Here is a 22,887-nt window from a genome sequence, read left to right on the forward strand (position 1 = left end):
CGCCCGCGCGCAGCCGCCGACGCTCATGACCCCGTCCTCGCCGGACACCGGTGCGCGGAGGGCGGGTCAACTCGCGCTGCTCGCGCTCGTCGATCTGCTCGCGATGAGCCTCTGGTTCTCGGCCAGCGCGGTCGCGCCGGAGCTGCGCGACGCGTGGGGGCTCGACGACTCCGGGGCGGCCTGGCTTACGACCTCCGTGCAACTCGGCTTCGCCGCGGGCGCCGTCCTTTCCGCGCTGCTCACGCTGTCCGACGTGTGGGACCCGCGCCGGCTCATGGCGGGGTCGGCCCTGCTCGGTGCGGCCGCGACCGCCGCGATCGCCCTCTTCGCGGACGGACTCGCGCTCACCGTCGTCCTCCGCTTCGTGACCGGGGTCGCGCTGGCCGGCGTCTATCCGCCCGGGATGAAGATGGTCGCCGGCTGGTTCCGCGCCGGGCGCGGAATGGCCATCGGGATCCTCATCGGCGCCCTCGCAGTCGGAAGCGCGACGCCCCACCTGCTGCGGCCGCTCGGAGGGATCGGCGCCTGGCAGACCGTGCTCCTGCTCGCCTCGGGCTTCGCGGTCGTGGCGGCCGTGCTCGCCGCGACGGGGCTCCGCCCGGGCCCCCACCAGGCGCCGGCCGCGCCCTTCGATCCTCGCGCCGTGCGGCGCATCTTCGCCGACCGGGCGACGATGCTCGCCAACGGCGGCTATCTCGGGCACATGTGGGAACTCTTCGCCATGTGGACGTGGATCCCCGCCTTCCTGGCGGCAAGCTTCGTCGCGGACGCGAGCGCGGGCACGACCCCTTCCCTGGCGTCATACATGGCGTTCGGGACGATTGCCGCCGGAGGGCTGGGCGCCGCCGTGGCCGGCGTGCTCGCGGACCGCGTGGGACGGACGGCCGTGACGAGTTGGAGCATGGTGGTGAGCGGTGCGTGCTGTCTGGCCATCGGACCCCTGTTCGGCGGTCCCGTCTGGCCGATCGCGGCGGTCTGTTTCGTATGGGGATTCGCGATCGTCGCCGACTCCGCGCAGTTCTCCGCCTGCGTGAGCGAGTTGGCCGAACCGGAATACGTCGGGACGGCGCTCACTTTGCAGACGGCGGTCGGCTTCCTGCTCACGATCGCCACGATCCGCCTCATCCCGGTGTGGGAGGCATCGCTCGGCTGGGAGTGGGCCTTCGCGCCCCTCGCCATCGGCCCGGCCCTCGGCACCTGGAGCATGCTCGCGCTGCGACGGCGACCGGAGGCCGCCCTAATTGCCGGAGGCCGCCGCTAGTAGGACAGGCTAGCTGTTTTGCCCCCCGGCGTGGTTGTGTCGGTCGAGCCCCGGGTCTACCGTGAGACGAGCCCACTCAACCTGGTCCGGAACCGGGAGTTCCTCCGTGACACGACACACCGGCCCGTTCGTACCATGGTCCCCGCGTATGTGCACGTTACTCGCCTTGGTCATCAGTGTTTCAACGGCGTGCGGGCAGGCGGAAGCCGGGTCGCGGACGGAGGACACGCCACCGGCCGCCGCAGATATCGAGTCGCAGGCGGCGGCCAACCGACTCTCGGCCGACGAGGCCGCGGAAGGCTTCGAACTCCTCTTCGACGGGGAATCGCTCGAAGCGTGGCGCGGGTTCCAGATGGATGACGTGCCCGCGGGCTGGAGCGGAAAGGAGGGCGCGCTCGCCTTCACGCCCGGTGTCGGAGGCGGGACTCTGATCACGCGCGATACCTACACGGACTTCGATCTGCGCCTTGAATGGAAGGTCGGCGAGGCCGGCAACAGCGGGATCTTCTTCGGAATCGTGGAGAGCACCGAGAGCGCCTTTCAGTCGGGGCCGGAGATGCAGGTGCTCGACAACGCCGGCCACTACGACGGCGGGAATCCGCTCACGTCGGCGGGCTCGAACTACGGTCTCCACGCGCCACCGGAAGATGTGACGCGTCCGGTCGGCGAGTGGAACGAGGTCCGAATCGTCCGCCACGGCAACCAGGTCGTGCACTGGCTCAACGGCGTGCAGGTCGTCGAGTACGAGATCGCCTCGCCCGAGTGGGAGGCGCTGGTGGCGGGCAGCAAGTTCATCCAGTGGCCCGACTACGGCCGGCACCACGAGGGCCATCTCGGCCTGCAGGACCACGGCGACCCCGTCTGGTACCGCAACATCCGGATCCGGCGCCTGTAGCCGAGCTGTTAGTCGGGATACGCTCGGCAGACCGCCCGAATCTCGCCCGTCACTTCTGAGCGGATCACGTTTTCACCGTTGCAGGGATCCGACGGGTTCTCGCATCCCGCCAGACAGGAAACGACAAGAAGCAGCAACACGCCCACCTTCTGTTTCGCGACCACGAAGCATCATCCTCGGTCCTGGTATCCGGCTCCCGTCCCACTCACCTAACGTCCAGTTCGGCTCCCGTGTGACGGCCTCGAGACCAGACCGCCGGCCGCGGCTGCGAGCCGCGGGGAACCCGACCGCGAGGTGGCAACCGGGCGGAAAAGAACTGACCTAAACGTCCAGCGTCCGGTGGGTGAAGCTCCGTCTGCCGGGTCCGTAGTCCGCCGCGCCCTGCCCTTCTCCGCGCAGCAGCCAGCGCGTCGTGAGGAGGCCCTCGACGCCGACCGGCCCGCGGGCGTGGATGCGGGCGGTGCTGATCCCCACCTCTGCCCCGAGCCCATAGCGGAATCCGTCCGCGAAGCGGGTGCTCGCGTTGTGGAACACGCTCGCGGCGTCGACCGCCTTCAGGAATCGCTCCGCGACCTCCCCGTCCTCGGCCACGATCGCGTCCGTGTGGCTGCTCCCGTAGGTGTGAATGAAGTCGACGGCCTCTTCCAGACCCGCCACGGTCCGCACCGCCAGCGTGAGGTCGCCGAACTCGAGTCCCCAGTCCTCTTCGGAGGCGGCCCCGGCCCACGGCAGGACCCGGCGGGAGGGCTCGTCGCAGCGGAGTTCGACCCCGCGCTCGCGGAGCGCCTCTCCGATCGGGCCCAGCCGCGGCAGGAACGACTCGTGCACGAGCAGCGTCTCGGTCGCGTTGCAGGCCGCCGGATAGTCGCACTTCCCGTCCACGGCGAGCCGCACCGCCATGTCGAGGTCGGCCGACGCGTCCACGTAGAGGTGGCATACGCCCTCCGCGTGCCCCAGTACCGGAATCCGGCTCCGCTCCTGGATCGAGCGCACGAGCGCCCCGGATCCCCGCGGGATCACGAGGTCGATGAGGTCGTCAAGCGCGAGCAGTTCGTCGACATCCCGCCGGTCCGGGACGCCGAGGACGGCACGTGGATCGAGGGCGGCCTCCTGCAGCGCCCGTTGCAGGCAACCGACGAGTACCTCGTTCGAGCGCGCCGCCTCGCGGCCGCCCTTCATGATCACCCCGTTCCCGGAGCGGATGGCGAGCGACCCGATCTGGATCACCGCATCGGGACGACTCTCGAAGATGATGAGAAGGACGCCGAGCGGACTCCGGACCGATTCGAGGACGAGACCCTCATCCAGTTCCGTGCGCGTGAGCACGCGGTCGATCGGATCGGCGCCTTCGACGAGCGCGTCGATGCCGTCGAGCAGACTCTCGAACTTGGCGTCGGGGAGCCCCAGACGGTGGAGGAGCGGCCCGGAAAGTCCTTCCTCCGCCGCGCGCGCCAGATCCTCGTCATTCGCCCGCGAGATTTCGGCCCGCGACCGGACCAGCACATCCTTCAGCGCTCGCAGCGCTGCCGTCCGGCGCTCCGCCGGCGCGCTCCCGATGGTGCGTTGCGCCTTCCGTACCCCGGCCGCCCGCTCCCGCAGCGTCTCAGACAGTTCTCGCTTCAATTCAACGCTTCCTTCAGGGTTCCTTGAGGATGAGATGCTCCCGCCCCACGAGTTCGACGCTCGCCCCCGCCTGGTGCGAGGCCGCCTGGAGGGCGAGCGTGGAGTCGAGCGCGACGACGCCCCGACCGACCAGGGACCCGTCGAGTTCCCGGACTTCAACCACATCGCCCCGCCGGAACGCGCCTTCCGCCTGTGCCACATCCCCGGCTCGCAGCGGCTCGCCGCCCCGGAGGCGTTCGGCCCCACCCTCCGCCAGGACCAGCGTCCCGCGCGGGTGTGAACAGTAGGCGATCCAGCGGCTGCGCGAGGAGAGCGCGGCGCGAGGCGGGACCCACGTGCCCTCCTCCTCGCCGGCCAGCACGCGGTCGAGCGCGCCCGGATCGACGCCCGACGCGATGACGGTGTGGCAGCCGCCGCGCGACGCGACCCGGGCCGCTTCCAGCTTGCTCGCCATCCCGCCGCGGCCGAGCCCGGAGCGCCCGTCCACGTCGAGTCCGTGCTCATCCGGCCGGTCGATCCGGCCGACCAGCCTCGCGTCCGGGTCGCGTCTGGGGTCGGCCGTCATGACCCCCGGCACATCCGTGAGAAGCACGATCAGGTCCGCCGCCAGTTCGCTCGCAACCAGCGCCCCCAGCCGGTCGTTGTCGTCGAAGATCGGCCGCTTGCCGGTTCCCCGGTACACGCGGTCGTTCAGCGAGATCGCGTCGTTCTCGTTCACCACCGGGACGACGCCGAGCCGGAAGAGGCTCTGGAGCGTCTCGTGCAGGTTCAGGTAGCGGACCCGGTCATCGAAGTCCGTCCACGTGATGAGGATCTGCGCGCAGGTGACGCCGAGCCGGGCGAACCCCTGCTGGTAGAGTTCCATGAGCCGGCTCTGGCCGATCGCGGCGCATGTTTGCTTCAACTCGGCCGTCTCGGGCGGTTCGGGAAGTTGCAGGGCGACGCGACCGAGTCCCACCGCCCCCGAGGTGACGATGAGGACTTCGCGGCCCTCCCGCCGCAGACGGCTGGCGCTCTCCACGACGCGGAAGAGGTGGGAGAGAGCGATCGTCCCATCGGCATGGGTGACCACGCCCGTCCCCACCTTGAGGACGATCCGCCGGGCGCCCACAATCGCCTCGCGCGTAACGGTCGGCGATCCGGTTTGGTCCGGGGGGATCGAGACTGAATGGAGCTGGCTCACGTCGAACGCCTCACAGCGAGCGGGACCGCTGCCGACCACGGGGCCGGCGGAAGGCAACCAAAGGTACACGGGCGCCCCCCCGGCACCAGTCCCCGGCACGGGCCGTTGCATGCCGCGCTCCGACGCACGACGCTTCGGGGGCGGGACCGGGGCGGGGCGGCGAGTCGCGGCGGGGGCGTAAGCGGAAGGCGGAGTTCGCGTGCAGGTCCACCTCATCGACGGCACCTACGAGTTGTTCCGGCACTTCTACGGAGCGCCCTCGGCGAAGAACGCGGGCGGCCACGAGGTGGGAGCGACGCGCGGGGTCGTGAGTTCGATGCTCGGCCTCCTCGAGGGCGGCGCCACCCACGTCGCGATCGCCACCGACCGCGTCATCGAGTCCTTCCGCAACAATCTCTGGCCCGGTTACAAGGACGGCTCGGACATCGACCCGGCGCTCTACTCGCAGTTCCCTCTCGTGGAGGAGGTGCTCGCCTCGGCTGGGTTCGTCGTGTGGCCGATGGTGGAGCACGAGGCGGACGACGGGATGGCCTCCGGCGCCGCGATGGCCGCCGCCGATCCGCGCGTGGAGCGCGTCTTCATCTGCACGCCGGACAAGGATCTCGCCCAGTGCGTGGAAGGCGACCGCATCGTGCAGTTCGACCGCCGGCAGCGGATACTTCGGGACGAGGCCGGAGTCATCGAGAAGTTCGGCGTGCCCCCGACCGCGATCCCCGACTGGCTGGCCCTGGTGGGAGACTCGGCGGACGGATTCCCCGGCATCCGGGGCTTCGGCGCGAAGACCGCCGCCGCGGTGCTCACCCGCTACGGCCGCATCGAGGACATCCCCTCGGACGGACGAGACTGGGACGTCTCTGTGCGCGGCCCCGAACGTCTTGCCCAGACGCTGCGAGGGGGACTGGACGACGCGCTCCTCTTCCGCCGCCTCGCCACGCTGGTCCGCGAAGCGCCGGTATCGAAGTCCGTGGACGACCTCGAATGGTCCGGACCGCGCGACGATTTCGACCTCGTCGCCACCGTACTCGACGCTCCCGACCTGCCCCCCCGCGTCCGCCGTCTGGCCGACGCGCGCAAGCCGCCGGCTTAGTCGCCGGTCGGAGGGACGGCCTCCATCAGCAGGGCGATCGCGGCGTTCAGGTTCTCTCCGCCCGGACCGGCGCCCGTGTACTTGCCGAGGCGCGTGATGACGAGGCCGCGCGCGGGGATGAAGACCGTGTACTGGCCGCCGGCGCCCGCGAAGGCGCCGTAGTCGTCCTCGATCGGGAACCCGAGATCCTTCCACACGAAGCCACCGCCGTAGACGGGACGTCCGTCGGCGATCCAGGCCGGGGCGACCTCCATCGCGTAGTCGACGTAGCCCTCCGGGAGGATGCGCTCGCCCTCCCACACGCCGTCCTGCAGGTAGAGGTTGCCGAGCCGGGCCCAGTCGCGGGCGGAGCCGAACTCGTAGCCCTGCGTGAGGAAGTTCCCGTTCGGGTCCGTCTCCATGACGAAGTTCCGGATCCCGAGCTTGTCGAACAGGTTCCGCTGCGGGAAGGCGTGATAGTCCCCGCCGCGTCCCTCCACGCCGAGGCGAACGAGGTAGTTGGTGAGCGCCGGGTCGGTGTTCCGGTACCGTCCCACCGTGTTCGGCTCCCACTGCTGCGGGCGGGTGGCCGCCCACTCGAAGGCGTTCTCGCCCGTGTAGAGGTAGAGGTGGTCGGGATACCCCATCTCCTCCGTGTACCCGGGGTCCTGCGGCGCGACGATCCGGATGCCGCTCGACATGCGCATGATGTCGCCGATGCGGATGTTCCTCCGGTCATCCTCCTGCCATTCCGGGATCGGGGCGGGCTGCCACAGCTCGTACACGCCCTGCTGGATGAGGACGGCCAGGAGCGTCCCGGTGAGCGACTTCCCCTTCGACCAACTCTCCAGCGGCGAGTGCATGTCGACATCCGGGCCGTAGCCCTCGCCGATGATCCGGCCCTTGTAGGTGACGACGAAGCCGAGCGTCTTCCCCTCCTGGTCCATCGCGATCTCGACCGCCTGTCCGACCTTCTCCATGTCGATCTCGGGCGGGTACGGCTCGTCCGGGAGCACGTCCCCCATCGGCCACGGCGTGGTGGCGGGATCCGGGGTCATCGGCTCGACGACCGACGGTGTGAAGTAGATGGAGTCCCGGCCCAGCGGATGCGTGATGCAGCCCTGGCTGCCGTACAGCTTGGCCGTGCGGGTGATCCCCGAGCCGAGCGTCAGGCTCACGGTCTGCGCCTCCATGTCGACGACCGTGTCGACGACCGCGCCGCGGTGCTGGAAGGGCGCGGTGAAGCCGCCCACGTTCGCGGCCGCGTCGCGCCAGTCGAGTCCGGTGATAAACGTCCCGGAGCACAGCGTCTTCGCGAATCCCGCCGTGTGGTGCACGATCGGCTCGCCCGGCGGCGGATCCCATTCCGTCGGAAGCTCCAGCGCTTCCCCGCGCGCGATCACGCGGTCCATAACGGATTCGCCGGAGGCTTCGTCCCCGCCGGCCTCGCCGGCGTCGCCCGGCGCACAAGCCAGAAATCCAAGGAGAGAAAGCGAAAACGCGACACGCAGGTGCGCCAGGGAAGCTCGATCACGGATGCAACGCATGGGTGATCCTCCGGTTCGTCCAGGTACGGTTGGGCTCATGTGCTCAGTTTGGCAGCGCGGCCGTCGACTGCCGCAGCGCCTGGTGAAACGTGGTCCGAGCGATTGCGCGTGACAAGCGGGGCGGCGGCGAGACCTTCAGCCCCCGAGCAGCCACGCGAGCAACGCCGTGGGAACGGCGGACAGCTCGGGATCGTCCAGGTCCAGCGCCCGCCTCGTCGCCACGAGGCCCCGCCAGGGAGATGCCCTCAGGGTGGGGGCAGCCCGCTTCCACCGGTCTCCGTCCACGTACTTCGACTCGATCGCGAGCCCCCCGAACCCGGGCCCGGTGAAGTCGATCTCCTTGCGGCTGGGCGTCCGGTGATGGAGAACGGCATCGAAGTTCGGATACCCCCCCGGATCCCTGCGCAGGAAGGAGCGGACCAGGGTCATCCCCAGCTGCTGCTCGGAGAGGAGCGAGAGGTCGACCGGCCTCCTGGGACGCGCCGACAGCGCCGCGAAGATGGGGTCGGTAAAGTACGTCTTTTCCTGTGACCGGAGGGCCGGCGCGAGGCGGTGTTCGCGGTAGCAGGGCCACACGACGAAGCTTTCACGGAGCGCATCGATCCGGCGGCGGACGGTGTTTGCCGACGTGCCGGTGTCGGAGGCAATATCGCTGCGGTTGGTCGGCGACCCGATGCCGGTCGCCAGTCGGCTCACGAAGGCATCGGTGTGCGCGCGCGACCAGGCGGACTGCCCGAAAGCCTCTCCCCGGATCACGTCGAGCAGGCTCTCCTTGAGGGCGCGGGCGATCGGCCCGCCGCCTGTTTCCGGGCTCGGGGCGTCGGTCGCGGCGTGTGCCGCCACGGCCTGTGGAAACCCGCCGACCGCGAGGTACGTCTCCCATCCGCGTACGAGATCCGGCAGCCACGGCGCCAGCCTCCTCGCGGCTTCGTCCAGAACCTCGGGCGTCAAGCCGGCCACAGGCAGAGGCGCTCCACCGGCGGGCGGGAGCCCCCCCCTTTCTCCTTCCGCGTCATCCTGCGCCCGCAGGAAGCTCCTGAAGGACATGGGCAGGAGCACGCGGTCCGAGTCCACCGCACCGCCGCGCCGCCCGGCGAAGGCCTTGACCGCTTCCGTGAGGTCGCGCGCGGAGGAGCCGGTGAGGACCACGGTATCCAGTCCGAAGCGCAGATCGTTGTCACGCAGCCACTTGATCGCCGGCGGCCATCCGTCCGGGATGGCCGTGATCTCGTCGAAGAACCAGAAGCGGCGCCCCGATGGGGGAGTGATCGAGGCTGCGGCGTCGACGACTCGTCTGAGGTCTGCGGCGGCGAATTCGTCGGCCGCAACGTGGATAATGCGGCGGGGATCCTCGCCACGCTCGATGAGACTCCGGACCGTCTTCTTGATCTCGACCGACTTGCCGACCCGCCGCGGCCCGCGAAGCACGTAGAGGCCGCCCGGAACGAGCGCCTCAAGCACGCCGGCGGTGTATTCGAACGGAGCCTCCCGCGCCCGGCGCAGATCCGGGTCGCGCCGAACCCACCCGTCGGGGTCCGCCCACCAGCCGATACGGGTCAGGATGTCGCGCAGTTCGGCCGTGCTGTGCAGGATCGCCCCCGTAGTGTCGCCCAACCAGCCGATGGAGGAAATTGTACACCAAATCCGCCATCACATGGAAGAAAATGTATACACAATCTCCCATGGACGCCAATTGTGCGCACAGGACGTTCCCGCGGGAACGTGAGCCGGGGCCGCCCGCGGCCGTTACGGCTGCACGATCCTGTAGTCGACCGGCGGCTCGGCGCCCATGAGGTGCTCGATGAAGTAGTCCCACGTGCGCCGGATCAGGTACGGCTCGCGCGCGTAGCCGTGGTTCCGGTTCGGGAAGACGAGCATGTCGAACGTCTTGTTCGCCTCGATGAGCGCGTCGGCCACGAGCAGCGTCATGTTCGGGTGTACGTTGTCATCCAGCGACCCGTAGTGGAGCAGCAGCTTCCCCTTGAGGTTCGAGGCGATGTTCTGGTTCGCCTGCGAGTCGAAGCTGTCCGTGCCGTCCGGGTTCCGTTCGAGCAGCCCGTGGTATTTCTCCCCCCACGGGAAGTGGTAGCCGCGCTGGTCGTGATTCCCCGCCCCCGACACCGCGACCTTGAAGAAGTCCGGGAAGGTGAGGATGGCGTCGGTCGAGGAGAAGCCGCCCCCGGAGTGGCCGAAGATCCCCACCCGCTCGATGTCGATGGGATAGCGGAGGGCGAGCGCCTTGAGCGCCGCGACGTGATCGGGGATCCCGTTGTCCCGCATGTTCCCGTAGTAGCTCTCGTGGAAGGCCTTGGAGCGGTACGGCGTGCCCATGGCGTCGATCGCGAAGGTGATGAAACCGAGCTGGGCGAGCGCGTGGCCCTGGCCCCGCGGCCCGGAGGTGAAGCCGGGCGTGCGAATGGGGCCGATCTGGGGGCCGGGGTAGACGTAGTCGATGACGGGATAGACGGCCCCCTCTTCCATGTTCGGGGGGAGCCAGAGATAGCCGTACACGTCCGTCACTCCGTCGCGCGCCTTGGTGGAGAAGCGCACGGGGGGATCCCAGCCGGCCTCGAGGAGCGGGGAGATGTCGCCCTGCTCGACCGTCATCACGGGGCGTCCGGCGCCGTCCCTGAGGACGGTGACCGGGGCCGTCGAGCGCGTGGAATACGTGTCCACGAAGTAGCGGCCGTCGGGTGAGGCGGAGACCGCGTGGTGCGCGTCCTCCGGTGAGAGGAGCGTCACCCCGCCGCCATCGAGCGACGCCCGATACAGGTGATGCCGGTACGGATCGCGCCCGGACTCGCGACCCACGCCGGTGAAGTAGACCTGCCGCGCGGCCTCATCGACCGCCAGGAGCTGGACGACGAGCCACGACCCCTGCGTGATCCGGTTCTTCATCTCTCCGGTGGCGAGGTCATGCAGGTAGAGGTGGCCCCAGCCCTCGCGCTCGGAGAACCAGATGAACTCGGTCCCGTTGTCGAGCACCCGCCAGTTGTAGGGCGTGCGGAGCTGGTTCAGCTCCACCCAGGTGTCGCCGCTCTCGACGATGACTCTGCGCGACGCGCCCGTCGTGGCGTAGACTTCGACGAGCGTCTGGCTCTTGAAATCGCGCGAATGGTGCGAGAACCAGACGCGCTCGCCGTCCGGCGACCACTGCGCGGCGTGCCAGGTCGTGTCCGCGCCGCCGAAGTATCCGACGACGGGATCGTAGTCGGCCCGCACCCGGGCTCCGGTCTCGGCGTCGAAGAGGTGAAGTTGCCAGGTCGGGACGATGGAATCGCCGGGGAGCGCGTAGCGGTAGCTGTGGAGGATCGGACGCCCCGTGGCGGCCTCGAGCAGGTGCAGGTCCTCGACGTCGCGCTCGTCGTAGCGGTGGGTCGCGATCCGGCGGCCGTCGGGGGACCACTCGGCCACGGGCGGCGGCTTGAACTCCCCGCGGCGGTTGGAGATCTCCTGGCAGCAGCCCTCGGGGGCGACGCCGTAGCCCCAGTGCGGCTCTCCGTCCGTCGAGAGTTGACGCTCCTCGTCGGTGCCCGTGTCGCGGACCCACAGGTTCTCGTCTCGCGAGAAGACGGCGAGCGAGCCATCGGGAGAATCGATCTCGTGCGTCGCCTGCGCGACCGAGTCCGGGCCGGTGCAGCGGTAGGCGCCGATGTCGCAGTCCCAGCGCTCGTCGGTGTCCGTCCAGAAACGGATCCCGCCGGACGCGTTGAACTCGAACTCGTCGAAGGGAAGATCCGTCGCCTCGTGGCTCTCGTCGGAAGCCTCGGAGAGGGCGGCGGCGAGCCGGTCGTGGTCGAAGGCGGGCCGGCGAGTGCGGGCGGCAGCGTCGATCATGATGAACTCGTGGCGGCCGAACACCTGGTTGCGGTACCAGAAGCGGTTCGCGTCGACCCATCGGGGGCTCACCGTGACGCCCGACGTGAGCTTCTCGGCGTGCCAGGGCAGGAACTGCTCGGCGCGCGCGTACTCGCTCGCGCTCACGGATTCCGGCTGGTAGGGCCGGGACTGGGCGGCGGCGTCAGGTGTCAGCGTGGCGAGCGCGAGGACGGCGAGCGCGGCGGGTGACAGGCCGAAAATCGAGGGGCGTCTCACGGGATCCTCCTGGGTTTCTGGACTCCGGAAAGAATAGACCGAAGCGTTCGCTGGCCGGTAGGGTCGCGAGGGTCGCCGCGCCGTTGCGGAGTCGAACGAAGCGGCGCTAGCGTGCCCGCCGACCCGATCCGAGGAGTTTTCCGTGAATGCGACGTCGTCGGCCGTCCGTCCGAGGCGGCTCTTCCTGGCCAGTTGCGTGTCGCTCATCGCGACCTCCGTCACGTTCGCGGTGGTCGGCGCGGTCATGCTCACGCTCAAGAGCGAGTTCACGCTCACGAACTACGAGGTCGGCCTCATTGGCGGCGCGGCGATCTGGGGCTTCGCGGTGTCGCAGGTCCTCTTCGCGCCCTTCTGCGACCTGCTGGGGATGCGGTTCCTGCTCCGGCTCGCCTTCGCGTGCCACCTTCTGGGGGCGCTCGTCCTCATCACGGCCGGCGGCTTCTGGCAGGCTTTCGCCGGGGCGCTCACGCTGGCGCTGGGGAACGGGCTCGTCGAGGCCGCCTGCAACCCGCTCGTGGCGGCACTTTATCCGGACCGGAAGACGGTCAAGCTGAACCAGTTCCACGTCTGGTTCCCGGGCGGGATCGTCATCGGCTCGGTGCTCGCCTTCGGGCTCGACTCGGTGGGGCTCACCGCGTGGCAACTGAAGATCGGCCTCATCCTCATCCCCACGCTCATCTACGGTCACCTGATGTGGCGGGAGGAGTTTCCGCCGACGGAGGGTGTGCGCGCCGGCGTAAGCATGTGGGAGATGTTCAAGGCAACGTTCATGACGCCCTTGATGATCGTGATGCTGTTCTGCATGGCGATCACGGCGTCGACGGAGCTGGGGCCGAACCGCTGGGTGCCGGCGGTGCTGGAGGCGGGCGGCATCCCGGGGATCCTCGTGCTCGCGTGGATTAATGGCCTGATGGCGATCCTGCGCTACAAGGCCGGGTTCGCGGTCGAGCGGCTTTCGCCGACGGGCGTGCTGTCGGCGAGCGCGGCGGTCTCCGTCCTGGGACTGCTCTGGCTCAGCTACGCGGAGACGACGCTGATGGCCTTCGCCTCGGCCACCGTGTTCGCAGTCGGCGTGTGCTACTTCTGGCCGACGATGCTCGGCTTCGTGTCGGAGCGGATCCCGCGGTCCGGCGCGCTGGGGCTCGGGCTGATGGGGGCGACGGGGATGGCGGTCGTGGGGCTGTGGACGACGCCGTGGATGGGACGGATCGCCGACGAGGTGGGGCACGAGCGGCTCCCGGCGGTCGAGACGCAGGCGCTCTTCGCCGATGCGGCGGCAGCCTTCGCCGGGGCCGACGGGAGCACCGCCCCGGATCTGACGGCGGCGGGTGAAGCGGTGGGGGAGGCGCTCGCGGGGGTGGGACCGGATGGCGCGCTGCCGGGGTCGGTAACGGCGAACGCGCTGCGGGCGATCATCGACTCCGGGGGCGATGAGACGCTCGTGGAGCGGGCGAGCGCGATCCTCGGGCCGGCGGACAACTATGGAGGACGGGTCTCGTTCCGGCGTCTCGTTCCGTTTACGGCCGTACTCATCCTCGTCTTCGGACTCATCCGCATGCGCGACCGGCGGGCCGGCGGCTACCGGGCCGTCCGGATCGGGACGGAGCCGGACGACGGATGACGCACGGATGACTCGTCGCCTCAGCTACGGGATGGTCGGGGGTGGCCCCGGGGCCTTCATCGGGGACGTGCACCGGATGGCCGCGGAACTCGACGGTCTCGCGCGCATCGCGGCCGGCGCCTTCTCATCGGACGCCGAGCGGTCGGCCGCCAAGGGGGCCGAGATCGGACTGGACCCGGACCGGGTCTTCGGGAGTTACGCGGAGATGGCGGAGTCCGAGGCGGCACGCGCGGGAGACGGCCGGCTGGACTTCGTCATCATCGTCACGCCGAACCATCTCCACTTCGATGTGGCGCGGACCTTCCTCCAGGCGGGCTTCCACGTGGTGTGCGACAAGCCCTTGACGACGGAACTCGGGGACGCGGAGGCGCTGTGCCGGCTCGTGGCCGGCGGCGACCGCGTGTTCGCCCTCACGCACAACTACGGCGGGTATCCGATGATCAAGGACGCGCGCCACCTGGTGCGCGGGGGGACGCTGGGGGAGATCCGCCGCATCCAACTCGAGTACTTCCAGGGGTGGCTGGCGACGCCGCTCGAGGAGACCGGGCACCCGCAGGCGGTGTGGCGCACGGACCCGGCGCAGGCGGGGGTGGCGGGCGCGCTGGGGGATATCGGGACGCACGCGCATCACCTGGCCCGCTACGTGACCGGGCTGGAAGTCGAGGCGCTGTGCGGCGAGCTGACGACGTTCGTGCCCGGGCGGCGGCTCGAGGACGACGCGAGCCTGCTCATGCGGTGGAACGGCGGGGTGCGGGGAACTCTCACGGTATCGCAGGTGGCTACGGGCGAGGAGAACGGGCTCGCGATCCGCGTGTTCGGGAGCGAGGGCTCGATCGCCTGGCGGCACGACGACGCGGAGACGCTGTGGCACCGGACGCCGGACGGGCAGACCCGGGCGCGGCGCCGAGGGCACGGCTGGATCTCACCCGCAGCCCGGGGCGCGTCGCGGGTTCCGCCGGGCCACCCGGAGGGGTTCATCGAAGGCTTCGCGAACCTGTACGGGAGTGTGATCTCGACCATCGGAGCGCTCGACGGAGGGCGGACGCCGGACGCGGCGGACCTCGACTTCCCCACCGTGTGGGACGGGGCGCGCGGGGTTCACTTCCTCGAGCGGGCGGTGGAGAGCGGGCGGCGCGGCGCGTGGGTGGACGCGCGCTACGCACCGCCGGGGGAACCGCCCGCAGAGCCCTGGGAGCCTGCGCCATGAGCACGCGACCGATCACGCTGTTCACCGGCCAGTGGGCGGACATGCCGCTGGCGACGCTCGCGGCCAAGGCGGCCGCGTGGGGCTACGACGGGCTCGAGCTCGCCTGCTGGGGAGACCACTTCGACGTTGTGCGGGCGACCGAGGAAGACGGCTACGCCGCCGGGCAGCGCGATCTGCTGACGGCCCACGGCCTCGAGGTGCATGCGATCGCCAACCATCTTGTCGGTCAGGCCGTGTGCGATCCGATCGATGCCCGCCACCAACTGATCCTGCCGGAGCGCGTGTGGGGCGATGGCGACCCCGAGGGTGTGCGGCGGCGGGCCGCGGCGGAAATGAGCCGGTCGGCGGCCGCGGCGGCCGCGCTCGGCGTCCCGGTCGTGAACGGCTTCACCGGCAGCTCGATCTGGGCCGCCGCCTACGCCTTTCCCCCGCACCCGCCCGGCTTCATCGAGGCCGGGTTCGCCGACTTCGCGGAGCGCTGGAGCCCGATCCTGGACGCGTTCGACGCGGCGGGCGTGAAGTTCGCCCTCGAAGTCCACCCCACCGAGATCGCCTTCGACGCCGCCAGCGCGGCGCGCGCCGTGGAGGCTGTGGGGGGGCGCCCAGCCTTCGGCTTCAACTACGACCCCAGCCATCTCGCCTACCAGGGCGTCGACTACGTCGCCTTCATCCTCGAATTCGGCGACCGCATCCACCACGCCCACATGAAGGATGTGTGGTGGTCGGACACGCCGACCCGCTCCGGCGTGTTCGGGGGCCACCTCGACTTCGGGCACGCGGACCGCGATTGGGACTTTCGTTCCATCGGACGCGGGCGCGTGGACTTCGAGGAGATCCTGCGGGCGCTGGATCGCGTGGGCTATGCGGGGCCCCTCTCGATCGAGTGGGAAGACAGCGGCATGGACCGCGAACACGGTGCCCGGGAGGCCTGCGAGCGCCTCCGGGCGATGACCTTCCCGCCTTCCGCGACCGCCTTCGACGCCGCCTTCTCCGAAGACTGACCCCGGGCTCGACGTGGTCGAGCGCGACGATTCTTCGAGCCCGGTCGTTTCTTGCAGCGCAACGCATGTTGAGTATATCCTACTCATATTATGAGTACGAGACTGCAAGTGGTCATGCCGGAGGCGGAACTCGATGAGATCCGCGACGCCGCGCGACGCAACCACCTCACAGTGTCCGCGTGGGTCCGGCGAGCGCTGCGGGGCGCGCGCGAGCGTGAGTTGCGGGGCGGAGGCGCCGCGGCCGTCCGCGAGACGGGTCCGCAGTACGAGGTCGCCGAGTCCGGGCTCCTCCGGTTCGTCGATCTCGAGTTGAGTTTGCCCGAGCGCGACCTGGAGGCGGTGAAGAAGCGGTACGGACTCGCCGATTGGTCGGCGGCCGTCAGGGAGGCGGTGGGCCGCCAGGCTGTGGTCCCGATGACGAAGGAGGAGGCGCTCGCCATGCGTGGCGCGGGCTGGGAGGGGGACCTGGACGAGATACGCGCGGACAGCCCCGCCGACATCCGGTGATCGTCGATACCTCCGCGTGGATCGAATACCTGCGCCGCACGGAGAGCCCCTACGATCTGTGTTTGGAGGATGCGGTACGAACCGGCGGCGCCATCGCCACGCCGGCACTCGCCGTCGCGGAACTGCTTGCCGGTTGCCGCTCGGAATCCGAAGCGCTGGACCTGTTGAGGCTCGTGAACCGCTTCGAGATCCTGACGCCCGACTCCCTGGACCAGTTCCAAAGTGCGGCGTTGATCTACCGCACCTGTCGCCTCGGAGGACGTACGATTCGGTCCATCGTCGACTGCATGGTCGCCGCCGCGGCCCTGCACGCGCAGCGGCCCCTGCTGGCCCGTGATCGTGATTTCCGCACGATTGCCCGCTACACGGAACTGGAACTCGTCGTTCCGGCGGCGCCGTCATCACAGCCCTGAGCGAGGCCTTCGGCCGGATCCGGAACGCTATGGAGGGACGCCGCTCCAGAGGGCGTTGACGCCGGTCTCGTAGGGTAAGACGTGGCCGGCGCTCGCACTGTCCGGGATGACGAAGATGGGCGTTCGGCCGGGGTGTGCCTCGATGAGGCGTGCGTTCGCTTCCGGTCCGAGATCCCGGGTCCAGAGTACGCCCGAGCCGCCGAGCCCGGGCAGATCCCCGCGCCACAGGTAGCTGGTGAGGCCCATCGCGCCGAGCCGGTCGGCCGCCGCCTCGCGCCGGCACCGATCGACCACCTCTTCCGGTCGCTGCGCTCCGACCAGGGCACCCTCGAGGCGGCACGGCGAATACTGATTGATGAGCGCCCGAACGCTGTCGAGCCGCATGGGCCGCGCGGCGAGCCGGGCGCCGATCCGGTCCTGCCACGACTCGTGCACGAACACGAGCGACGGGCCGGGCTCCGCGATCTCCGGGACGAGCGGGGCGCGGCTTCCCAGGCGCACGACGCGCTCGGCCCCCCCCACGGCCAGGCCGTAACCGAGCGAGACGAGGACGAGGACGGCGATCCCGTCCGACAGCCACGCGCGGCGGCCCGCGCGCGAGAGACCGACCGCCGCGAGGACGAGAAGCGCGCACCACGCGGGCACGGCCTCGCCGAGCATGCGCGGCCCGAACACGAGGTCGTGATGCCAGTAGAGGGCGCTCGCCAGGATCGGCAGGAAGGCCCACGCGGCGAGGATGCGCTCGCCGCGCTGCAAGCGGCGCGCGAAGAGCAGGTAGAGTCCGATGAGCGCGGCGACGGGCAGCGCGGCGCCGAAGAGTTCGCGCCCGACCGAAAGCAGTTCGGTCGACGTGTAGCCCAGCGCCTGCGTGAAGCCGTACATGCGGCCCCAGGGGTCGATGTGGAAGCCGAGGCCGTGGCTCGGGCCGGTGGCCGCGGTATAGCCGAGGGTGAGCGGGCTGCCGAAGAAGCGGGCGTTGAACCATCCGAAACCGACCGCGAACGGGAGGCCGCCCAGAACCCACCAGGCGAAGCGGCGCAGGAGCCACGGCCGGTGCAGGCCCGGTTCCCGGCGCGGCGCGGTCAGCCACACGCCGGCCGTCACGGCGGCGCCGATGAGCAGGCCGGAGACGGGGCGCGTCGTGACCATGAAGCCCATCGCGGCGCCCGCCGCAAGCGCCCACACGGCCCGGCCCGTCTCGGCCCGGAGCGACAGCCAGAGGGCGAGCGCGGCGAAAGCCGCCACGGTCGCGTGGTTCATGTAGGCCCCGGCCAGGGCCAGCAGCATGGGGCTGGTGACGGCGAGCAGCGCGCCGAGCCGGGCGACCGCGACCCGGTCGGGCAACAGGCGCTCGAACGACAGGACGGAGAAGACGCCGAGCATCCCCATCGCTCCCGCCATCGCGACCCACGGACCTCCCAGCCGGAAGCCGGCCGCAAGCCACAGGGCGTGGGCCGGCGGATACTGGGACACCCACCCCGCGGGCGTCTGCACCATGAACTGCATCGACCAGAACTCGGGCATCGAGAGCGGAGGCCCGGCCAGTTCCCCGGCGGTGAAGTAGCGGGCCTGCAGGAGTTGCACGCTCGCGTCGTTGACGAGCGTACGCCCCTCGTACACGGCCAGCGCGACCGCCGCCGTGAGCCCGGCGCCCAGAAGCCCGATGAACGCGGCTGCCAGCCACGCCGGCGGCCGCTCGATCGCCCGGCCGATCCGGGTGAGAACGCCGGACAGCCTCCCTCCCCCGAACATCCCTGCCAGAACGGCGACTCCGACCGCGAGGAGGGTCCAGACACCGGCCGTGACGCCCCAACTGTACGTCCAGTGCTCGAACCCCGACCGCCGCATGAGGTCGTCCAGCGCGCCCGGAGGCGCGGCCGGATCGAGCACCACGAAGACAGGGACGACGACAAGCACGACCAGCGCGAGTCCCACCACCCGCCGGCCCGCATCGAGGAATAGGTTCATGCCGGTGAAGCTACACCCGAGCTCCCCGCCTGTCTGCGATGATCCGCGGCTGCTTGCCCGCGGCGAGGCGCCGGCAAGCCCGGCGGTGCTTGACTCGCACCGCGCCCCATCTACTTTTCCCGCCTCCGTCGGGGAGACCCCGTCGCGGAGACGATCCGAACGCCGCCGCGGCGCGGGCAACAATTCGACCCCGCTCGACTGTCCATTGGCGGGTCAGCCCGGCGATATCCCGTCGACCACGGGCGGTTCGCACACTCCAACCCGGATCCGGCGTCACTCGCATGTCACTTGTATCGCTTACCGATGTTGTGAAGACCTTCGGCGAGACCGTCGCGGTCGATTCCGCGACCTTCTCGATCGACCGCGGCGAGGTCGTCGGCTTCCTCGGCCCCAACGGCGCGGGCAAGACGACGACCATGCGGCTCCTCACGCAGTATCTCGAACCCGATGGGGGCACGATCACGATCGATGGCCTGTCCATCGAGGACCACCCCGTCGAACTGCGCCGGCGCATCGGCTACCTGCCGGAGACGAACCCGCTCTACCGGGACATGCTGGCCGGCGAGTACATCACGTTCATGGGCCGGCTGCGCGGCATGGGCGCCGACGAGATCCGCGCGCGGACCGATGATGTCGTCGCGCAGACCGGCATCGAAGCCGTCTACTACCGCCCGATCAACCAACTCTCGAAGGGGTATCGGCAGCGGGTCGGCCTCGCGCAGGCCATCCTCTCGCAGCCGGAGATCCTCATCCTCGACGAACCGACCGAGGGACTCGACCCGAACCAGCGCGTCGAGATCCGGAGCCTGATCCGCGACGTGGGGACCGACCGCACCGTCCTCCTGAGCACGCACGTCATGCAGGAAGTCCGGAAGACCTGTTCGCGGGTCGTCATCATCAACGAGGGGCGCATCGTCGCCGATGGTTCCGTCGATGAACTCGTCGCCGGACAGGGCGGCGTCCGCGTGATGGTGGAACTGGAGGCTTCGGCCGACGCCGCCGGACACGCGCTGACGGAACTGCCCTCCGTGGCGCGGGCCGATGCCCTGGAAGCGGACGCCGGCGGTCGCGCTCGGTTCGCGGTCGAGGGCGCCTCCGGGCAGGACCCCCGACCCGATATCTCGAGGCTCGCCGCGGCGCGGGACTGGCCCCTGTGGGAACTCCACCTGGCCCAGGCAAGCCTGGAGGATCTCTTCCACAGACTCACGGCGGACGACGGCGGGCCCGCCGCGGAAGCCGCGGATGAGGCGCCCGTCGCCATGCCCGATGAAGCGTCTGGGGCGGCCGAGTCCGAAGCGGCCGGGGAGGTGGAGGAATGATCGGCCGCATCCTGACCGTCGCCAAGCGCGAATTCGCGGGCTACTTCGACCACGCGACCGCCTACATCCTCCTCGTCATCTTCCTCGGGATCAACTTCTATTTCTACTTCCAGGAGGCCTATCTCCTCGGCGAAGCCTCGCTGCGGCCCATGTTGTCGCTCCTCCCGTGGCTTCTGCTCTTCTTCATTCCGGCCGTCTGCATGCGGTCGTTCGCGGAGGAGCGGAATGCGGGGACGCTCGAACTCGTGCTCGCGCAGCCGATCCAGGTCGTGGAGTTCCTGCTCGGCAAGTTCCTCGGCGTCCTCTTCTTCCTGACGGTCGCCATGGCGGGGACGCTGGGCATCCCGCTCGGTCTGACGTTCGGCGCCGACCTTCAGTGGGGTGTGATCTTCTCCCAGTACCTGGGATCGATGTTCCTCATCTCGGCCCTCATCGCGGTCGGCCTGTGGGCGTCCTCGCTCACGAGAAACCAGGTGACGGCGTTCATCATCGGGGTCACGGTCGGCTTCGCCCTTTACCTCATCGGACTCCCCACGGTCACGCTCTCCCTCCCCGGCCCGCTCGCCGCGGTGGCGGCGCGCCTGGGCGTGCTCGGGCACTTCTCGAACGTGGCTCGGGGCGTGATCGACCTGCGGGACGTCCTGTATTTCGCGGCGCTCGGGACGGCGTTCCTCTCGCTCACGTATTTCTCCGTCATGCGCGAACGCCTGAGCCGCGAGAGGCCGGCGTACGGGCGGCTGCGCGTGGGCGTGCTCGGCCTGGTCGGGATCGCGATCTTCGCCGCGCTGGCGGGCGGGCAGTTGCGCGGCCGGCTCGACCTCACGCCCGGCAAGGTCTACACGCTGTCCCCGCCGACGGCCGACCTGCTGCGCGGCCTCGACGACCTCGTGACGCTCAAGCTCTTCCAGTCCGCGGAACTCCCGGCGCAACTCATGCCCGTGAGCCGGGACGTGGACGACCTCCTCCGGGATCTCGACGCCACCGGCGGCGCCAACGTGAACCTCGTCCGCGCGAACCCCGACGAGGATCCCGACGCCCGGGAGGAGGCGGGACTGCTCGGCATCGGGCCCGTGCCGTTCCAGGTCTTCGCCGATGACGAGGTGTCGTACCAGGAGCGCTATTTTGGGCTCGCGGTCCAGTACGCCGGCGAGAGCCAGATTGTCCCGCTCATCCGGCAGACGGCCGACCTCGAGTACCGTCTCGCCTCGATGATCCGGGCCCTCACGCGCCCGGAGCGTCCCGCCATCGGGATCCTGACCGGGCACGGCGAACTGAGCCTGGACGCGGGGCTTCGGATCGCCCGCGGCCGGCTTCAACTGGAATACGATGTGGTGGAGTTCCGCATCGACTCGACGACCGCGGCGGTGCCGGATTCGATCGATGTGCTCGTGATCGCCGGTGGCACATCGCCCCTGGAGCCCGCGGCCGGCGAAATCATGAGCCGGTTCGTCGACGAGGGAGGGAGCCTCTTTGTCCTCAAGTCCGGCGTGACGGCGGACATGCAGGCGCGCTACGCGGGCCCCACCTTCGATCCTGCCCTCGACTCGCTTCTGCAGGCGCGCGGACTCGGCATCGTCCCGTCGATGGCTTTCGACCTGCTCCTCAACGAACAGGTGCAGGTCCCGTCCCAGGGTGGCGCCTTCATCGTGGAGTATCCGCTGTGGACGCTCGCCCAGCCGGCCTCCGGACACGTGATCGTGGACGGCGTGGCGAACGTGCCGATCCGATACGGAAGCCCGCTGCTGGTCGAGGTGGAAGACAGCACGCTCGTGACGCCGCTTCTCACGACCTCCGAGGGAGGCGGACGACTGCAGACCCCGCTCTCGATCGACGCGATGCAGGAGTGGGCCGCGGTCATCGCGCCGGGCGGGGAGCTCTCGGAGGGAGATGTGGCGATGGAGACACTCGCTCTGGCCTACACCCAGCCGGACGGAGGCCGCATCGTCCTCGCGGGCTCCTCGTCGCTGATCCACGACGAGACGCTCTCGCAATCGATGTCCGGGCTGGCCGGGATGATCTTCTTCCAGAACGCGATCGATTGGCTCGCCCAGGACGAGGCGCTGATCTCGATCCGGTCCAAGGACCGCGCGCCGCCGCTGCTCCTCTTCCCCAACGAATGGCTCCCGGACGTGACCCGGTACGGGAACATGGCCGGCGTTCCGCTGCTCTTCGTCCTCGTCGGCGTGCTGCGGCTCGCGCGCCGCCGGCAGGTGCAGCAGCGTTCGTTCACGGAGGGAGGAGCGCTCGTATGAACGCCAGGCAACTGAAGGTCATCGCGGTCGTGCTCGGCGTGGCGGTCCTCCTCTACCTGCCCCGGCTGTTCAGGGACAGCGGCGCGGGAGGGACGCTGGATGTCGGGGACGGCTTCTCCTTCGTGGTGACGGACTCCATCGCGGGCGTGGACATCGTGCTCGCGGACGACGCCGGCACGGTGCGCCTCGAGCGGACGGACGCGGGGTGGACGGTCGACGGATACGTGGGGGACGAACCGAAGATCCGCGGCCTCCTGGACGTGGTCGGGCAGCTCTCCTCGTCGGAACTCATCGCGCGCAACCCGTCGAATCACGCGAGCCTCGGCGTCGCGGAGGGCGGCCGGCGGGTCGAAGTGCGGACGGTCGGCGGAGACGTGCGGCGGTTCCACCTCGGCGAGCGCGATACGCGTTCCGGGGGGTATTTCGTGCGTCTTCCCGGCGACGATGTCGTCTACCGGCTCGACGGTCCGGCCGGAGGTTACCTGAACCGCGACCGCGACGGGTGGCGCCCGCGCCTGATCGCCTCCGTGGACACCGCCGGCGTACGCGAAATCCTCATGCGCCGCGGGGACCGGGAGGCCGTGCTGCGGCGGAGTGACGACGGGTGGCTCGCCGGGGACGCGCCGGCGGATTCGGCGCTCGTGCAGAGGCTCCTCGCCATCCTGCCCTCCGTCTCCGCTTCCGGCTTCCCCACGGATGAGGAAGAGGCGGCCGCCGACTTCACGCTCGCGGACGGATCGTTCGAAGTGTTCTCGGAGGGGTCCGCGGACGTGACCGGCCGGCGCCTCGAACTCGCGATCCTCCTGCTGGAGGACGAGGAGCGCGGAGACTGGGTCGCCCGCATCGCGGACGGCACGGAAGCCTTCCGGCTCTCCAGCCTCACGGTGAACCGCCTGCTCCCGGAGGCGCTGCTCCCCGTCCCCTAGCGC

At 70.0% G+C, this 22,887-nt stretch carries 17 protein-coding genes; 11 read left to right on the forward strand and 6 right to left on the reverse strand.

Going from position 1 to position 22,887, the window contains the following annotated elements; genetic code table 11:
* The first annotated feature begins 25 nt into the window (after positions 1-25).
* Complete coding sequence (locus ACOGXI_RS09130; RefSeq protein WP_419938550.1) at positions 26-1,261, forward strand: MFS transporter; 1,236 nt, start codon at positions 26-28, stop codon at positions 1,259-1,261.
* A gap of 166 nt (positions 1,262-1,427) precedes the next feature.
* Positions 1,428-2,156: a 3-keto-disaccharide hydrolase gene (locus tag ACOGXI_RS09135; protein WP_419938551.1), complete on the forward strand. Its 729-nt coding sequence runs from the start codon at positions 1,428-1,430 to the stop codon at positions 2,154-2,156.
* A 321-nt stretch (positions 2,157-2,477) separates the two neighbouring features.
* Here the strand turns inward: ACOGXI_RS09135 and ACOGXI_RS09140 are convergent, their stop codons facing one another.
* On the reverse strand, positions 2,478-3,779 hold the full coding sequence (locus ACOGXI_RS09140; protein ID WP_419938552.1) for a glutamate-5-semialdehyde dehydrogenase: 1,302 nt from the start codon (positions 3,777-3,779) through the stop codon (positions 2,478-2,480).
* A gap of 13 nt (positions 3,780-3,792) precedes the next feature.
* Positions 3,793-4,962, reverse strand: a complete 1,170-nt coding sequence (gene proB, locus ACOGXI_RS09145) for a glutamate 5-kinase (protein WP_419938553.1) — start codon at positions 4,960-4,962, stop codon at positions 3,793-3,795.
* A gap of 199 nt (positions 4,963-5,161) precedes the next feature.
* On the opposite strand from proB, the gene ACOGXI_RS09150 reads away from it, so the two are divergent.
* The gene (locus tag ACOGXI_RS09150) at positions 5,162-6,049 is read left to right on the forward strand and encodes a 5'-3' exonuclease (RefSeq protein WP_419938554.1); all 888 of its coding nucleotides are present in this window, start codon (positions 5,162-5,164) and stop codon (positions 6,047-6,049) included.
* On the opposite strand, the gene ACOGXI_RS09155 is transcribed toward ACOGXI_RS09150, so the two are convergent.
* From ACOGXI_RS09155 to ACOGXI_RS09165, 3 genes are all read right to left on the reverse strand, one after another.
* Entirely contained in the window at positions 6,046-7,575 is a 1,530-nt protein-coding gene (locus tag ACOGXI_RS09155; RefSeq protein ID WP_419938555.1) for a serine hydrolase domain-containing protein, read from the reverse strand. The genes ACOGXI_RS09150 and ACOGXI_RS09155 overlap by 4 nt on opposite strands.
* A gap of 135 nt (positions 7,576-7,710) precedes the next feature.
* The gene (locus tag ACOGXI_RS09160; RefSeq protein WP_419938556.1) at positions 7,711-9,189 is read right to left on the reverse strand and encodes an ATP-binding protein; all 1,479 of its coding nucleotides are present in this window, start codon (positions 9,187-9,189) and stop codon (positions 7,711-7,713) included.
* Positions 9,190-9,321: 132 nt separating this feature from the next.
* A complete protein-coding gene (locus ACOGXI_RS09165; protein ID WP_419938557.1) occupies positions 9,322-11,670 on the reverse strand; it encodes a DPP IV N-terminal domain-containing protein in 2,349 nt (782 codons plus the stop codon).
* Positions 11,671-11,812: 142 nt separating this feature from the next.
* Here ACOGXI_RS09165 and ACOGXI_RS09170 point away from each other — a divergent pair, with 142 nt between their 5' ends.
* The 5 genes from ACOGXI_RS09170 to ACOGXI_RS09190 all read left to right on the forward strand — a co-directional run bounded on the left by ACOGXI_RS09170 (position 11,813) and on the right by ACOGXI_RS09190 (position 16,419).
* A complete protein-coding gene (locus tag ACOGXI_RS09170) occupies positions 11,813-13,291 on the forward strand; it encodes an MFS transporter (RefSeq protein WP_419938558.1) in 1,479 nt (492 codons plus the stop codon).
* Positions 13,292-13,298: 7 nt separating this feature from the next.
* A complete protein-coding gene (locus ACOGXI_RS09175; protein WP_419938559.1) occupies positions 13,299-14,498 on the forward strand; it encodes a Gfo/Idh/MocA family protein in 1,200 nt (399 codons plus the stop codon).
* Positions 14,495-15,499, forward strand: coding sequence for a sugar phosphate isomerase/epimerase family protein (locus ACOGXI_RS09180; protein ID WP_419938560.1), 1,005 nt, complete (start codon positions 14,495-14,497; stop codon positions 15,497-15,499). Before ACOGXI_RS09175 ends, ACOGXI_RS09180 begins: the two co-directional genes overlap by 4 nt.
* Positions 15,500-15,607: 108 nt before the next feature.
* Complete coding sequence (locus tag ACOGXI_RS09185; protein ID WP_419938561.1) at positions 15,608-16,006, forward strand: hypothetical protein; 399 nt, start codon at positions 15,608-15,610, stop codon at positions 16,004-16,006.
* A complete protein-coding gene (locus ACOGXI_RS09190) occupies positions 16,003-16,419 on the forward strand; it encodes a PIN domain-containing protein (protein ID WP_419938562.1) in 417 nt (138 codons plus the stop codon). Before ACOGXI_RS09185 ends, ACOGXI_RS09190 begins: the two co-directional genes overlap by 4 nt.
* 27 nt (positions 16,420-16,446) lie before the next feature.
* Here the strand turns inward: ACOGXI_RS09190 and ACOGXI_RS09195 are convergent, their stop codons facing one another.
* On the reverse strand, positions 16,447-18,387 hold the full coding sequence (locus tag ACOGXI_RS09195) for a hypothetical protein (RefSeq protein ID WP_419938563.1): 1,941 nt from the start codon (positions 18,385-18,387) through the stop codon (positions 16,447-16,449).
* A gap of 308 nt (positions 18,388-18,695) precedes the next feature.
* Between ACOGXI_RS09195 and ACOGXI_RS09200 the strand changes: the two genes are divergently transcribed.
* The 3 genes from ACOGXI_RS09200 to ACOGXI_RS09210 are packed head-to-tail and all read left to right on the forward strand — an operon-like array spanning position 18,696 to position 22,884.
* Positions 18,696-19,706, forward strand: coding sequence for an ATP-binding cassette domain-containing protein (locus tag ACOGXI_RS09200; RefSeq protein WP_419938564.1), 1,011 nt, complete (start codon positions 18,696-18,698; stop codon positions 19,704-19,706).
* Positions 19,703-21,958 (forward strand): Gldg family protein, encoded by a 2,256-nt coding sequence (locus tag ACOGXI_RS09205; RefSeq protein WP_419938565.1) that lies wholly within the window; start codon positions 19,703-19,705, stop codon positions 21,956-21,958. Before ACOGXI_RS09200 ends, ACOGXI_RS09205 begins: the two co-directional genes overlap by 4 nt.
* Positions 21,955-22,884, forward strand: coding sequence for a DUF4340 domain-containing protein (locus ACOGXI_RS09210; protein ID WP_419938566.1), 930 nt, complete (start codon positions 21,955-21,957; stop codon positions 22,882-22,884). The genes ACOGXI_RS09205 and ACOGXI_RS09210 overlap by 4 nt, the downstream gene beginning before the upstream one ends.
* The last annotated feature ends 3 nt before the right edge of the window (positions 22,885-22,887 follow it).

The organism is Candidatus Palauibacter sp. (genome assembly GCF_965208055.1).
Taxonomy (GTDB): domain Bacteria; phylum Gemmatimonadota; class Gemmatimonadetes; order Palauibacterales; family Palauibacteraceae; genus Palauibacter.

What these genes read in the sequence shown, in the direction of transcription:
- ACOGXI_RS09205 (WP_419938565.1), top strand. Translation starts at nt 19,703, where the DNA reads ATGATCGGCCGCATCCTGACCGTCGCCAAGCGCGAATTCGCGGGCTAC.
- ACOGXI_RS09180 (WP_419938560.1), top strand. Translation starts at nt 14,495, where the DNA reads ATGAGCACGCGACCGATCACGCTGTTCACCGGCCAGTGGGCGGACATG.
- ACOGXI_RS09195 (WP_419938563.1), bottom strand. Translation starts at nt 18,387, where the DNA reads ATGAACCTATTCCTCGATGCGGGCCGGCGGGTGGTGGGACTCGCGCTG.
- ACOGXI_RS09130 (WP_419938550.1), top strand. Translation starts at nt 26, where the DNA reads ATGACCCCGTCCTCGCCGGACACCGGTGCGCGGAGGGCGGGTCAACTC.
- ACOGXI_RS09155 (WP_419938555.1), bottom strand. Translation starts at nt 7,575, where the DNA reads ATGCGTTGCATCCGTGATCGAGCTTCCCTGGCGCACCTGCGTGTCGCG.
- ACOGXI_RS09175 (WP_419938559.1), top strand. Translation starts at nt 13,299, where the DNA reads ATGACTCGTCGCCTCAGCTACGGGATGGTCGGGGGTGGCCCCGGGGCC.
- ACOGXI_RS09210 (WP_419938566.1), top strand. Translation starts at nt 21,955, where the DNA reads ATGAACGCCAGGCAACTGAAGGTCATCGCGGTCGTGCTCGGCGTGGCG.